This window comes from Actinomadura gamaensis, from assembly GCF_042652125.1.
GTDB lineage: Bacteria > Actinomycetota > Actinomycetes > Streptosporangiales > Streptosporangiaceae > Spirillospora > Spirillospora gamaensis.
In genome coordinates this window covers 525,822-538,855 of the sequence record NZ_JBHSIT010000002.1, presented here as the reverse complement: position 1 = coordinate 538,855, position 13,034 = coordinate 525,822, and the positions used below count along the sequence as shown (strand labels likewise).

Genomic DNA, 13,034 nt, shown 5'->3' with positions numbered 1-13,034 from the left:
CCCGGTTCCAGGCCGTACGCGGTCCGCTCCGGTCCGCGCGCACCGAGGCCCGTCCCTCCACACCGGAGGGGCGGGCCTCGCCGCGTTCCGCCTGCACCGTCCCCCCGGGCGGGGCGCCGCCCGTCCCGGACGGGGCGCTACTCCGAGCGGCGGAACTCCGCGATCGCCACGGCCATCAGCCCCAGCCCCATCAGCACCACCAGGACGATCTCCAGGCCGACCGGCACCCGCCAGCCGCCCCACGTCACGCCCGGATCGAACGTCCGCCGCAGCTGCGGCGTCAGCGACAGGTGCGAGAACACCGCCTGCCGCAGCGGATCGACCGCGTAGGTCAGCGGGTTGAACCGGGTCAGCACCGCCAGCCACACCGGCAGCCCCGCCAGCGGGTACAGCGCCCCCGACAGGAACATCATCGGCATCATCGCCATCTGCATCAGCCCGAAGAACGACTGCATGCTCTTGATCCGCGCGGCCGTCATGACGCCGAACCCGGTCATCGCGAACGCCCCGACGAACATCAGCGCCAGCAGCTCCAGCAGCAGCACCGGGTCGTAGGGGACGCCCGCCAGCCCCGCCAGCGCCAGGATCACCGCGCCCTGCAGCGTCGCGACCGTCGCGCCGCCCACGCACTTGCCGACCACGATCGCCGACCGCGACACCGGCGCGACCAGCATCTCCCGCAGGAACCCGAACTCCCGGTCCCACACGATCGACCCGGCCGAGAACATCGCGGTGAACATCACCGTCATCGCGCACACGCCCGGGAAGATGAACGTCTTCAGGTCCACGTGCGCCCCGCCCGGACCGCCCCGTCCCGCCGTCATCAGGTTCGACAGGCCCGTGCCCATCACCAGCAGCCACAGCACCGGCTGGACCAGGCCCGACACCATCCGCATCCGGTCCCGCCCGTAGCGGATCAGCTCCCGGTGCAGGACGATCTTCACCGCGCGCAGGTCGTGCGCGAGGCTGCGCTCCGGCACCGCCACCCGCGTCACCCGCGGAGCCCGCGCCCCGCCCGTCTCGGTCGCCGTCACCGCACGCCCTCCATCACGTCGCCCCGGTCGCCGTCACCCCGGTCGCCGTCACCCCGGTCGCCGTCACCGCGTCACCGTCACTCCGGGTCGCCGTCGCGGCCCTCACCGGCGTCCGCGCATGGCCATGCGCATCCAGTCGCTGGCCGAGCCCTCGGCGTCCCGGATCGTGGTCCCGGTGAACGACATGAACACATCGTCCAGCGACGGCCGCGACACGCTCACCGACCGGATCGGCATCCCCAGCTCCGCGAACAGCCGCGGCACGAACGCCTCCCCCGACTCCACCGAGAACGTCACCGCGCCCTCCGCCACCGTCGCCGCCAGCCCGAACCGCTCCGCCAGCGCCTCGATCGCCGCCGGGTCGTCGTCGGTGCGGATCTGCACCCGGTCCCGGCCCACGCCCGCCTTCAGCGCCTCCGGCGTGTCCAGCGCCACGATCCGCCCCGAATCCATGATCGCGATCCGGTCGCAGTACTCCGCCTCGTCCATGTAGTGCGTCGTCATGAAGATCGTGATCTGCTCGGCGGCGCGCAGCTCCCGGATGTACTCCCAGATCGACGCCCGCGTCTGCGGGTCCAGGCCCACCGTCGGCTCGTCCAGGAACAGCACCCGCGGCGAGTGCAGCAGCCCGCGCGCGATCTCCAGCCGCCGCTTCATCCCGCCCGAGTACGTCTGCACCCGGTCACCGCGCTTGTCCCACAGCCGGACCATCTCCAGCACCTGCCGCATCCGCTCCGGCAGCGCCGCCCGCGGCACCCCGTACAGCTCCGCGTGGAACCGCAGGTTCTGCTCGCCCGTCAGGTACCCGTCCAGCGTCGGATCCTGGAACACCAGGCCGATGTTGCGGCGCACCTCGTCCCGCTGCCGCACCACGTCGAACCCGGCGACCCGCGCCGTCCCCTCCGACGGACGCAGCAGCGTGCACAGCATGTTGATCGTCGTGGACTTGCCCGCCCCGTTCGGGCCGAGGAAACCGAAGATCTCCCCCGGCCGGACGGCGAACTCGATCCCCCGCACCGCCTCGACGTCCCCGAACCGGCGCACCAGCCCGGACACCTCCACGGCGGGCGCCCCGGCAGCGGCCGCCGGCTCCGCGGCGGGCACCCCGTCCCCCGGCATTCGCGCCTCCTCAAGGGTCGGCGACGCCGGACCTCCCCGGCGCGCCACCGCCGTACCCTACGCGCCCGCACCCCCGCACTCCATGCCTTTTCCGCCAACTTTCGCACCCCCGGACAACGCCACCAGACCGGACGAACCGTCAGGCGAACCGGTCAGGCGAACCGGTCAGGCGAACGCGTCAGGAGGGCCCGTCAGGCGAAGCCCGCCCCCGGCGCCCGCGGATCGCACGCCAGCCGGTACCCCCGCTTCACCACCGTCTCCACGATCCCCGACCGCCCCAGCCCGCGCCGCAACCGCGCCACCGCCATCTCCACCGCGTGCTCGTCGGCCTGCGGACGCGCCTCGCGCCCCCACCCCGACCCGCCCAGCAGCGGACGCCCCGGCAGCACCCCGCACAGCTCCGCCCGCGACACCACATGCCCCGGACGCCGCGCCAGCGCCCGCAGGATCGCCATCGGCGCCGGCGCGATCGGACGCAACTGCCCGTCCAGCACCACCGCGTGCCCCCGCAGCTCCAGCAGCGTCCCCCGCACCTGCAACCGCCGCGCCCGCCGCCGCGGCAGATCCGCCGCCAGCGCCCGCACCAGCGCCCCGATCCGCGCCCGCTCCGGCTGCACCGTCGGCACGCCCCGCGCGGTCAGCGCCCGCGCGGTCACCGGCCCCACGCACGCCGCCACCACACCGTCCCGCAGAGCCTCCAGCAGCAGCTCCTCCAGCCCGTCCTCCGCCGCCACCGCCAGCGTCGCCGCCACCGCCGGCGCGCTGGTGAACGCGATCGCGTCCACCGTCCCCGCCACCGCCTGCCCCACCAGCCGCCGCAACGGCGTCGCGTCCTCCACCCGCGCCCACCGGTACACCGGGACCTCGATCACCTCCGCGCCCGCCGCCCGCAGCGGCCCCGACACGTCCTCCAGCTGCTCCCCGTACAGCTGCACCGCCACCCGCGCCCCCGCCAGGTCCTTCTCCAGCAGATGCGCCAGCACCTCCGCGCACGACTCCGACTCCGGCGACCACCGCTCCGTCAGCCCCGCCGACCGCAACGCCCCCCGCGCCTTCGGCCCGCGCGCCACCACGTCGGTCCCGCCCAGCCGCGACACCAGCGCCTCACGCAGACCCCACCCGTCCGCCGCCTCCAGCCACGCCCGGAACCCGATGCCCGTCGTCACCACCGCATGGTCCAGCGGACGCTCCAGGCACGCCCGCGTCGCCGCCAGCAGCTCCGCGTCGTCCGCCAGCGGAACCAGCCGGATCGCCGGCGCGTGCACCACCCGCGCCCCCCGCCGCTCCAGCAGCACCGCCAGCTCCTCGCGCCGCCGCGCCGCCGTCACCCCCACCGCGAACCCCGCCAGCGGCCCGCCCTCACCGTTCACCGGACACCGCCGCCCGCACCGCCGCATCCGGCGCCACCGCCCCCGGCGAAGACCCGGACACCGCCGACCTTCCGGACTCGCGCGCAGACCCGCGCTCCCGCGCAGACCCGCGCTCCCGCGCAGACCCGCGCTCCCGCGCAGACCCGCGCTCCCGCGCAGACCCGCGCTCCCGCGCAGACCCGCGCTCCCGCGCAGACCCGCGCTCCCGCGCAGACCCACGTTCCCGCGCAGACCCACGTTCCCGCGCAGACCCGCGCTCGCGTGATGACCCGGCCTCCAGCGACACCTCGACCAGACCGTCCCGCACCCGCGCCCCGAACACCGGCAACCCCGGCCCCGGCTCCGACACGCACGCCCCGGTCTCCAGATCGAACACCTGCTTGAACATCGGCGACGCCACCACCGGCACCCCGTCCCGGCACCCCAGCAGCCCGCGCGACATCACCTGCGCCCCGCTGAACGGATCCAGGTTCCCCACCGCGTGCAACCCGCCGTCGAACGTCCGGAACAGCGCCACCTGCACCCCCGCCACCAGCGCGGCCACGCCCCGCTCCGGCAGCAGGTCGTCCCACCGGCACACCCGGTGCCATCCCGACACCCGGGACTCCCCGGCGTCCCCGGACTCCCCGGACTCCCCGGACGAAACGGCGTACTCCCGCACCACGGTCATCGGACGGCCACCTCCAGCTCCGGACCGGCCACCAGGACCGGCTTGATCTGATCCCGCTCGGTCTCGAACGCGATACTCGGATCGGGCACGTCGGGCGCGTTCACGAACGACACGAACCGCCTCATCCGCTCCGGATCACCCAACGTGTCCGCCCACTCGTCGGAATAGGACCCGACATGCCGCGCCATCGCCGCGTCCAGCTCGGCGCAGATCCCCAGCCGGTCCTCCACGATCACCTCGCGCAGGTACGCGAGGCCCCCGTCCAGCGCCTCCAGCCACCCCGCCGTCCGCTGCAACCGGTCCGCCGTCCGGATGTAGAACATCAGGAACCGGTCCACGTACCGCACCAGCTCCTCGTCCGACAGGTCCGTCGCGAACAGGTCCGCGTGCCGCGGCCGCATCCCCCCGTTCCCGCCCAGGTACAGGTTCCAGCCGCCCTCGGTCGCGATGATCCCGAAGTCCTTGCCGCGCGCCTCCGCGCACTCCCGCGCGCACCCCGACACCGCCGCCTTGATCTTGTGCGGCGCGCGCAGCCCCCGGTACCGCAGCTCCAGGGCGATCGCCATCCCCACCGAGTCCTGCACCCCGTACCGGCACCACGTGGACCCCACGCACGACTTCACCGTCCGCAGCGCCTTGCCGTACGCGTGCCCCGACTCGAACCCCGCGTCCACCAGCCGCTTCCAGATCAGCGGCAGCTGCTCCACCCGCGCACCGAACAGGTCGATCCGCTGCCCGCCGGTGATCTTGGTGTAGAGGCCGAAGTCCCGCGCCACCTCACCGATCACGATCAGCCGCTCCGGCGTGATCTCACCGCCCGGGATCCGCGGCACCACCGAGTACGTCCCGTTCTTCTGCAGGTTCGCCAGATGGTGGTCGTTGGTGTCCTGCAGCGCCGCCTGCTCGCCGTCCAGGACGTACCCGTTCCCCAGCGACGCCAGGATCGACGCCACCACCGGCTTGCAGATGTCGCAGCCGCGCCCCCGCCCGTGCTCGGCGATCAACCGCGTGAACGTCGTGATCCCCGTGACCCGCACGATGTCGAACAGCTCGGCCCGGCTGTGCGCGAAGTGCTCGCACAGCGCCCGGCTGACCTCCACCCCCGCCGCCGTCAGCTCCGCGTCCAGGATCCGCTTCACCAGCGGCACGCAGCTCCCGCACGTCGTGCCCGCCCGCGTGCACGCCTTCACCTGCCCCAGCTCGGTCAGCGACCCGTCCCGGATCTCCGACCGGATCACCTCCGCCGACACGTTGTTGCACGAGCAGATCACCGTCGCGCCCGGCAGGTCACCGCCCGCCGCCTCCGTCCCGCCGAACAGCACCTGCTCCGGCGACCCCGGCAGCTCCGTCCCGACCTGCGCCCGCAGCGCCGGATACCCCGACGCGTCGCCGACCAGCACGCCGCCGAGCAGCGTCCGCGCGTCGTCGCTGACCACCAGGCGCTTGTAGATCCCCGCGACCGGGTCGGTGTAGGTCACGTCCAGGCCGTCGGCGCGGAACGGGTCGCCGAAGCTCGCGACGTCCACCCCCATCAGCTTCAGCTTCGTCGACAGGTCCGCGCCCTCGAACCGCGCCGCGCAGTCCGTTCCGGACGCGGCGGCCAGCAGCCGGTCGGCGACCACCTCGGCCATGCTGAAACACGGCGCGACCAGGCCGTACACCTGGCCGTCCACCAGCGCGCACTCGCCGATCGCGAACACCGCCGGGTCGGACGTCCGGCAGGCCTCGTCCACCACGATCCCGCCGCGCTCGCCGACCGCCAGGCCGCAGTCGCGCGCCAGGCCGTCCCGCGGCCGGACGCCCGCGGAGAACACCACGACACCCGCGTCCAGCGAGGAGCCGTCCGCGAGCGCGACCGACGCGACCGCGCCGTCCTCCCCCGCCTCCAGCCGCTCCATCGGCGTGCCCGCGTGGACGGTCATGCCCAGCGCCTCGACGTGCCGGCGCAGCATCGCGCCGCCGCCCTCGTCGAGCTGGCGCGGCATCAGCCACGGCGCGACCTCGACCACGTGCGTGTCGACGCCCAGGCCCTGGACGGCGCGGGCGGCTTCGAGGCCGAGGAGCCCGCCGCCGACGACGACGCCTCCAGCCTCCGGCCTTGACAAAGTAAGGTCAGCGCAGTGCTCACGGAGCGCGTCCAGGTCGTCGATCGTCCGGTACACGAACACGCCGGGCAGGTCGCGTCCGGGCACCGGCGGGACGAACGGCGCGGACCCGGTCGCCAGCACCAGCGCGTCGTACTCCACCACCCGCCCGGACGCGGTCGCCACGGTCCGCGCCGCGCGGTCGATTCGCGTCACCGGGTCCCCCACCGCCACGTCCACGGCGTCGTCGTGCCCGGGCAGGGCCAGGTCGGCGTCCTCGGTCAGGTAGGACGTCAGCGCCACCCGGTCGTAGGCGGCCCGCGGCTCCTCCCCCAGGACGGTCACCCGGCAGGCCCCGGCCGTGTCCCGCGCCCGCAGCGCCTCCACCAGCCGATGTCCCGCCGGGCCGTGCCCGACGACCACCACCCGAAGCGAACCCTCTCGGTCACCGTTCATGACACGATCTTCAGCAGGGGCCGTTTCGCGGCTGCGTCTCCTTTGTCACCGCCGTGTTAAAAGGGCCTCACCCCGAAATACGGGCGTCGTCATACCGCGCTCCCGGCGCCGGGAATGCCGGCCGGGAGGGCGAAACCCTCACTGAGAAAAGCGAAAGCCGCACCGAAATGCAGAACCCGCCGGGAGCGGGTCGCTCCCGGCGGGTCCGCCGCGCGGGTGGAAGGAGGATCACCCGGCGGGGACGGTGTCCTGTTCGGCGAGCCAGCCGACGATGCCCTCCACCGCGTCCCGGCAGCCGCCGCAGCCGGTGCTCGCGCGCGTCCGCGCCACGACCTCCTCGGCCGTGCGCGCGCCGTCCTCCCAGCACGCGCGGATCCGGCCCTTGGACACGTTGTTGCACTGGCACACGGTCGCCGCGTCCGGCATCCGCACCGGCGAGTCCGCCTCCGTCGCGCCGCCCACGCCGGGGAACAGCAGCCCGAGCCGGTCGCTCGGCAGCGGCGCGGACCGGTCGTACAGCATCGTGAGCGTCCCGGCGGTGCCGGTCTCGCCCAGCAGGATCGCGCCGACGACCCGGCCGTCCCGGATCGCCACCTTCTTGTAGGTGCCGCGTCCCGCGTCGGTGAAGCGGACGACCTCCACGTCCGGGTCGTCGTCGCCGTGGTGCGTCTCCCCCATCGCGACCAGGTCCACCCCGGTCGCCTTGAGGCGGGTGACCTGCCGCGCGCCGGTGAAGCGCGCGTCCGGGTCCGCGCCGGTCAGCAGGTCGGCGAGGATCTCGGCCTGCTCCCACGCGGGCGCGACCAGCCCGTACACCGTCCCGTCGTGCTGGGAGCACTCGCCGAGCGCCCGCACGTCCGGGTCGGTGACCGACGTCAGCGTCGCGTCCACGACCACGCCCCGCTCCACCGCGAGACCGGCGTCCCGCGCCAGCGCCGTGTCCGGACGGACCCCGCACGCCAGCACCACCACGTCGGCGGGCAGCGCGCCCTCGGCCAGCCGGACGCCGCGCACCCGGCCGCCCGCGACGTCCAGCGCGGTGACGGTCGCGTCGAGCTCGGCGCGGATGCCGAGGCGGCGCAGCGTCCGCGCCAGCACCCGGCCCGCGCCGGGGTCGAGCTGCCGCTCCATCAGGTGCCCGGCCATGTGCACGACCGTGACGTCCAGTCCGCGCCCGACGAGCCCGCGCGCCGCCTCGATGCCGAGCAGGCCGCCGCCGACCACGACCGCCGTCCGCGCCCCCTCGGCGGCGGCGACGATCGTCCGGCAGTCGTCGAGCGTGCGGAACGCGACCGCGCCGTCCGGCAGGCCGCCGTCCGCGCCGTCGCGCGTGCCGGGGACGGGCGGGACGACTGCCGTGCTGCCCGTCGCGAGGACGAGCGTCCCGTACTCGGTCTCGCTCCCGTCGGCGGCCACCACGACCTTCCGGTCCCGGTCGATCCGCGCGACCTCGACGCCGAGCCTGGCGTCCACGCCGTTCGCCCCGTACCAGGCCGGGTCGACCAGGCCGATGCTCCCGGGCTCGGCGGCCCCGGCGAGCACGTTCGACAGCAGCACCCGGTTGTAGGGCTGCTCGGCCTCCGCGCCGAACACCGTGACCGGCACGTCCCGGTCCCTGCTCCGGATGCCGGTGACCAGCCGCGACCCGGCCATGCCGTTCCCGACGACGACGATCCCGTTCCTCACGACGCGTCCTCTCCGCATTCGCCCGCCCGTGCCTCCGACGTCCCGGCCGGTTCCAGCCGGACGGCGCACACCTTGAACTCCGGCATCCGCGAGACCGGATCGAGCGCCGGGTTGGTCAGCAGGTTCGCGCTGCCCTCCCCCGGCCAGTGGAACGGCACGAACACCGTGTCGTCCCGGATGTCGCCGGTGAGCCGCGCCCGCACGGTCGCGCTCCCCCGGCGGGTGCTCAGCCGCACGTCCGCGCCGTCCTCGATGCCGAGTCGGCCGGCGAGGTCGGGGTGCAGCTCCACGAACGGCCCCGGCGCGGCGTCGGCCAGCGCCGGGATCCGGCGGGTCTGCGCGCCGCTCTGGTACTGCGCCAGGACGCGCCCGGTCGTCAGGTACACCGGGTAGCGGCCGTCCACGTCCTCGGCCGGGCCGCGGTGCTCCACCGGGACGAACCGGGCCCGGCCGTCGGGGGTGGGGAACCGGTCCAGGTACGGACGCGGCGTGCCGGGGTGGTCCTCGTCCGGGCACGGCCAGAACACGCCGCCCTCGCGCTCGATCCGCTCGTAGCTGATGCCGGCGTAGTCGGCGGGGCCGCCGGCGCTCGCCGCGCGCAGTTCCTCGAACACCTCGGCGGGGTCGGTGCTCCACTTGCCGGGCGCGCCGAGCCTACCGGCGAGCCCGGCGACGATCTCCAGGTCGGTGCGGACGCCGTCCGGCGGCGGGACGGCCCGGCGGCGCCGCAGCACCCGGCCCTCCAGGTTCGTCATCGTGCCCGACTCCTCGGCCCACTGCGCGGTCGGCAGCACCACGTCGGCGCGCCGCGCGGTCTCCGACGGGACGAAGTCGGCGACGACCAGCAGGTCCAGGGCGTCCAGCCGGTCGGCGACGGCGGCGGCGCGCGGCGCGGACACCACCGGGTTCGACCCGAACAGCAGCAGCGCCTTCGGGCCGTCCGGCGTGCCGAGCGCCGACAGCAGCTCGTAGGCGGACCGTCCGGGGCCGGGCAGGACGTCCGGGTCCACGCCCCACACGGCGGCGACGTGCGCGCGCGCCGCCGGATCGTCGATGCGGCGGTAGCCGGGGAGCTGGTCGGCCTTCTGCCCGTGCTCGCGCCCGCCCTGCCCGTTGCCCTGCCCGGTCACGCACCCGTAGCCCGAGCCCTCCCGGCCCGGCAGGCCCAGCGCGAGCGCCAGGTTCACGAACGCCGACACCGTGTCGACGCCCTTGGCGTGCTGCTCCCCGCCGCGTCCGGTCAGGATGTGCGCGCGCTCCCCGCCCGCCAGCAGCCGGACGGCCTCCCGCAGCTGCGGCTCGGGCACGCCCGTGATCCGCTCCACCCGGCCCGGCCAGTAGGCGTTCACCACCGTCCGGACGGCCTCGAACCCGGTCGTGCGGGACGCGACGTACGCCTCGTCCACCAGCCCCTCGGCGATCGCCAGGTGCAGCAGGCCGTTCGCCAGCGCCAGGTCGGTGCCCGGCAGCGGACGCAGGTGCAGGTCCGCCGCCCGCGCGGTCGCGGTCCGGCGCGGATCCACCACGATCAGCGCGCCGCCGCGCCCGCGCAGGTCGGCCAGGTGCCGCATGAACGGCGGCATCGTCTCGGCCGGGTTCCCGCCGACCAGCAGCACCGCGTCCGACCGGCCCAGGTCGGTGATCGGGCCCGGCAGGCCCCGGTCCATCCCGAACGCGCGCAGCGACGCGGCGGCGGCCGACGACATGCAGAACCGGCCGTTGTAGTCGATCTGCGAGGTGCCGAGGCCGATCCGCGCGAACTTGCCGAGCTGGTAGGCCTTCTCGTTGGTCAGGCCGCCCCCGCCGAACACCGCCACCGCGTCCGGGCCGTGCGCCGCGCGCAGGCGCGACACCCCGGCCGCGACACGGTCGAGCGCCTCGTCCCAGGTGCAGGGCTCCAGCGGCGCGTCCCGGCGCGGGCGCGCCAGCGGCGTCGTCAACCGGTCCGGGACGCCGAGCAGGTCGGCGGCCGTCCAGCCCTTCTGGCACAGCCCGCCCCGGTTCGCGGGCACGTCCTCGCGCGCCGCCACCGCGGGCGGGCCGTCCCCGGGGGTCAGCGTCATCCCGCACTGCAGCGCGCAGTACGGGCAGTGCGTCGGGGTTCCGGTCATGCCGCGAAGCCTGCGGACGCGCCGTTTCGGGCGCGATTCCCGTCCGTGACCCCGGCGTTAAAACCGCCTCACCGCGCCGCGCGGGCCGAGGTCAGGCGGCCCGCCGGAACATCCTGACGGCCCTGACCGGACACATGTCAAGCGTTGTCGGCCGCGGTCAGGGCGCATTCGGCGGCGACCCGGCGACGAAGCGGACAAATCGACGGCCGTCCGGGGCGTCCGCCGTGCTCCGGCCGGACGCGCCGCCGCGCCGCCGGGGCCCGCCCGTCTACCCTCGGACCCATGCCCGATCTCGCCTACATCGCCTCGCTCCCCCGCACCCGCGGCGCCGCCGCGGCCCTGCTGCTGGACGACCTCGGCCGCGTCATGCTGGTGAAACCCACCTACAAGGAGGGCTGGTACCTGCCCGGCGGCGTCATCGAGGAGGGCGAGTCGCCGCTGACCGCCTGCGAGCGCGAGTGCCGCGAGGAGCTCGGGCTCGCGCCCCGGCTGTCCGGCCTGGTCTGCGTCGACTGGGGCCCGCCGCGCGGCGGCGTGGACGCGGTCAACGTGTTCGTGTTCGCGGGCCGCATCACGGCCGCCGAGATCGCCGCCGTCCGGCTCCCGCCGGACGAGCTGTCCGACCACATGATGGTCGCGCCCGAAAAGGTCGCCGAGTTCGCGCCGGGCCACATCGCCCGCCGCATGGAACCCGCGCTGCGCGGCATGGCCGAGCGCCGCGCCGTCTACCTGGAGGACGGCCGCGACCCCGGCCTCCCCGACCAGGCTGCCGCCGTCTGAACCGTCCGCCGCCGCCCCGCGCCCTACGCCCCCGACAGCCGCTCGCCGCGCCCGTTCCCGGCGGCCGTCCGCCGCAGCCGTCCGCCGCAGCCGTCCGCCGCCGGGCGCGGGGTCAGGCGCCGGTGCCCGCCGGGACGCTGCCGCGCACCTGCGCGCCGCGCTCCGGCTCGGCGGCCCGCGCGCAGTGCGCCGAGCAGTACCAGTGCCGGTCGACCGACACCCCGTGCCCGACGACCCGGCATCCGCACTGCTCGCAGATCGGCGCCATCCGGGTGATCGCGCACTCGAACGAGTCGAAGACGTGCACCGCGCCCTGCGCGTGCACCTCGAAACTCATGGCGTAGTCGTTCCCGCAGACCTCGCACGTGGCCATGCCGCAGCTCTCCCCCGTTGTCCCCCCGTCGCCGACCTGGACCTACCCAGGTCGGCGACGACCCAAGCCCGGCTCAGCCGCACTGCCCCGCGCAAGCCGGCGCGCCCTCCGCGGCCGGCGCGGGCGCGGCGGTGGGGGCCGGCGCGGGAGCGGCAGTCGGGGAGGGGGCCGGGGTGCGGCGGTCTCGGGCGGTCAGGCGGACGAGGGCGAGCACGGCGGCGCCCAGGACGGCGGACGACGGAGCCAGCCAGACGGCGCCCGCGCCGGACAGGACCGTCCCGCCGAGGGCCGCGCCCAGCGCGGTCCCGACGTAGATCATCGAGCCGTTCAGCCCGAGCGCGACCGGCGCGGCGTCCCCGGCGGCGCCGAAGACCCGGTCCTGCTGCGGGACGAACAGGCACGTCCCGAGGAGTCCGAGGACGAACAGCGCGACCAGCGTCGGCCCGAACCGGTGCTGGACGCCGGCCAGCGCCGCCATGACGGCGATCAGCCCGGTCAGGGCGCCGGACAGCAGCGTGAGCGAGGTGAACCGGTCGGCGAGCCGTCCGAGCGCCCGGTTCCCCAGGAAGAAGCCCGCGCCGAACACGAGCAGCGCGGCGAGGACGGCCCCGTCGGACGAGGCGCTCACCCCGACGAGCGCCGCCGAGTACGCCGTCACCAGGTTGAGCGGCGCGAGCACGAGCGCGCTCACGCCGAGCAGCACGAGGAGGCGCGGCGTCGTCAGCACCCTGAGCCGGTCGCGCAGGGACGTCCGGGGAAGGGTGACCGACGGCAGCGAGACGGTGGTGAGCACCATGGCCGCGGCGGCGAGCCCGGCGATCACCCACATCACGCCGCGCCACCCCCACCACTGCCCGAGCAGCAGCCCGAACGGGACGCCGAGGACGGTGGCGAGGCTGGAGCCGGCGCCGATCACCGCGAACGCCCGGGCGCGGCGCTCGGGCCGCGACAGGACTCCGGCGACCGCGAACGCGTTGGCCTGGAACGCCGCCGCGCCGAGCGCCGCGACGACGCGTCCGGCGAGGACGGCGGGATAGGTCGGTCCCAGCGCCTGGAGCACCATGCCGACCAGGAAGACGGCCATGCCCGCGCCGATGACGGCGCGCCGGTCGGCCCGTCCCGTCACGGTGGCGATGATCGGCGACCCGACCGCGTAGGCGACGGAGAACGCGGTGGTCAACTGGCCGGCCGTGGCGACGCTCACCGACAGGTCCCCGGCGACGTCGTGGAGCAGCCCCGGCAGGACGAACCCGTCCACGCCGAGGACGAACGTCCCGAGGGCCAGCACGGACAGCCGGGCGCCCGGCAATTCGTTTGATGCTTGTCGAATAATCACATGACGGACCGTAGA

The 13,034-nt window shown here is 75.2% G+C and carries 10 protein-coding genes; 1 reads left to right on the top strand and 9 read right to left on the bottom strand.

Annotation, left to right across the window (positions count from 1 at the left end):
* Positions 1-137: 137 nt before the first annotated feature.
* The 7 genes from ACFPCY_RS08295 to ACFPCY_RS08265 all read right to left on the bottom strand — a co-directional run bounded on the left by ACFPCY_RS08295 (position 138) and on the right by ACFPCY_RS08265 (position 10,530).
* Positions 138-1,034: an ABC transporter permease gene (locus ACFPCY_RS08295; protein WP_378253052.1), complete on the bottom strand. Its 897-nt coding sequence runs from the start codon at positions 1,032-1,034 to the stop codon at positions 138-140.
* A 102-nt stretch (positions 1,035-1,136) separates the two neighbouring features.
* Positions 1,137-2,153 carry an ATP-binding cassette domain-containing protein gene (locus tag ACFPCY_RS08290; RefSeq protein ID WP_378253051.1) on the bottom strand — a complete coding sequence of 339 codons (1,017 nt, stop codon included), beginning with the start codon at positions 2,151-2,153 and terminating at the stop codon, positions 1,137-1,139.
* 191 nt (positions 2,154-2,344) lie between these two features.
* Positions 2,345-3,550, bottom strand: a complete 1,206-nt coding sequence (locus ACFPCY_RS08285; RefSeq protein ID WP_378253050.1) for a uroporphyrinogen-III synthase — start codon at positions 3,548-3,550, stop codon at positions 2,345-2,347.
* Entirely contained in the window at positions 3,513-4,193 is a 681-nt protein-coding gene (gene nirD / locus ACFPCY_RS08280; protein WP_378253049.1) for a nitrite reductase small subunit NirD, read from the bottom strand. Before nirD ends, ACFPCY_RS08285 begins: the two co-directional genes overlap by 38 nt.
* Complete coding sequence (nirB, locus tag ACFPCY_RS08275; RefSeq protein WP_378253048.1) at positions 4,190-6,733, bottom strand: nitrite reductase large subunit NirB; 2,544 nt, start codon at positions 6,731-6,733, stop codon at positions 4,190-4,192. Before nirB ends, nirD begins: the two co-directional genes overlap by 4 nt.
* A gap of 228 nt (positions 6,734-6,961) precedes the next feature.
* Positions 6,962-8,419, bottom strand: coding sequence for an FAD-dependent oxidoreductase (locus ACFPCY_RS08270; protein WP_378253047.1), 1,458 nt, complete (start codon positions 8,417-8,419; stop codon positions 6,962-6,964).
* Entirely contained in the window at positions 8,416-10,530 is a 2,115-nt protein-coding gene (locus ACFPCY_RS08265; protein ID WP_378253046.1) for a molybdopterin oxidoreductase family protein, read from the bottom strand. Before ACFPCY_RS08265 ends, ACFPCY_RS08270 begins: the two co-directional genes overlap by 4 nt.
* 282 nt (positions 10,531-10,812) lie before the next feature.
* Here ACFPCY_RS08265 and ACFPCY_RS08260 point away from each other — a divergent pair, with 282 nt between their 5' ends.
* On the top strand, positions 10,813-11,310 hold the full coding sequence (locus ACFPCY_RS08260) for an NUDIX domain-containing protein (protein WP_378253045.1): 498 nt from the start codon (positions 10,813-10,815) through the stop codon (positions 11,308-11,310).
* Between the two features lie 112 nt (positions 11,311-11,422).
* On the opposite strand, the gene ACFPCY_RS08255 is transcribed toward ACFPCY_RS08260, so the two are convergent.
* Both ACFPCY_RS08255 and ACFPCY_RS08250 read right to left on the bottom strand, forming a co-directional pair.
* The gene (locus ACFPCY_RS08255; RefSeq protein ID WP_378253044.1) at positions 11,423-11,683 is read right to left on the bottom strand and encodes a hypothetical protein; all 261 of its coding nucleotides are present in this window, start codon (positions 11,681-11,683) and stop codon (positions 11,423-11,425) included.
* Positions 11,684-11,756: 73 nt separating this feature from the next.
* Positions 11,757-12,992, bottom strand: coding sequence for an MFS transporter (locus tag ACFPCY_RS08250; protein ID WP_378253043.1), 1,236 nt, complete (start codon positions 12,990-12,992; stop codon positions 11,757-11,759).
* Positions 12,993-13,034 lie beyond the last annotated feature (42 nt).

Bases quoted from the DNA above. Each gene is read 5' to 3' on its own strand.
- ACFPCY_RS08285 (WP_378253050.1), bottom strand. From the start codon at position 3,550: ATGCGGCGGTGCGGGCGGCGGTGTCCGGTGAACGGTGAGGGCGGGCCG.
- ACFPCY_RS08265 (WP_378253046.1), bottom strand. From the start codon at position 10,530: ATGACCGGAACCCCGACGCACTGCCCGTACTGCGCGCTGCAGTGCGGG.
- nirB (WP_378253048.1), bottom strand. From the start codon at position 6,733: ATGAACGGTGACCGAGAGGGTTCGCTTCGGGTGGTGGTCGTCGGGCAC.
- ACFPCY_RS08260 (WP_378253045.1), top strand. From the start codon at position 10,813: ATGCCCGATCTCGCCTACATCGCCTCGCTCCCCCGCACCCGCGGCGCC.
- ACFPCY_RS08255 (WP_378253044.1), bottom strand. From the start codon at position 11,683: ATGGCCACGTGCGAGGTCTGCGGGAACGACTACGCCATGAGTTTCGAG.
- ACFPCY_RS08290 (WP_378253051.1), bottom strand. From the start codon at position 2,153: ATGCCGGGGGACGGGGTGCCCGCCGCGGAGCCGGCGGCCGCTGCCGGG.
- nirD (WP_378253049.1), bottom strand. From the start codon at position 4,193: ATGACCGTGGTGCGGGAGTACGCCGTTTCGTCCGGGGAGTCCGGGGAG.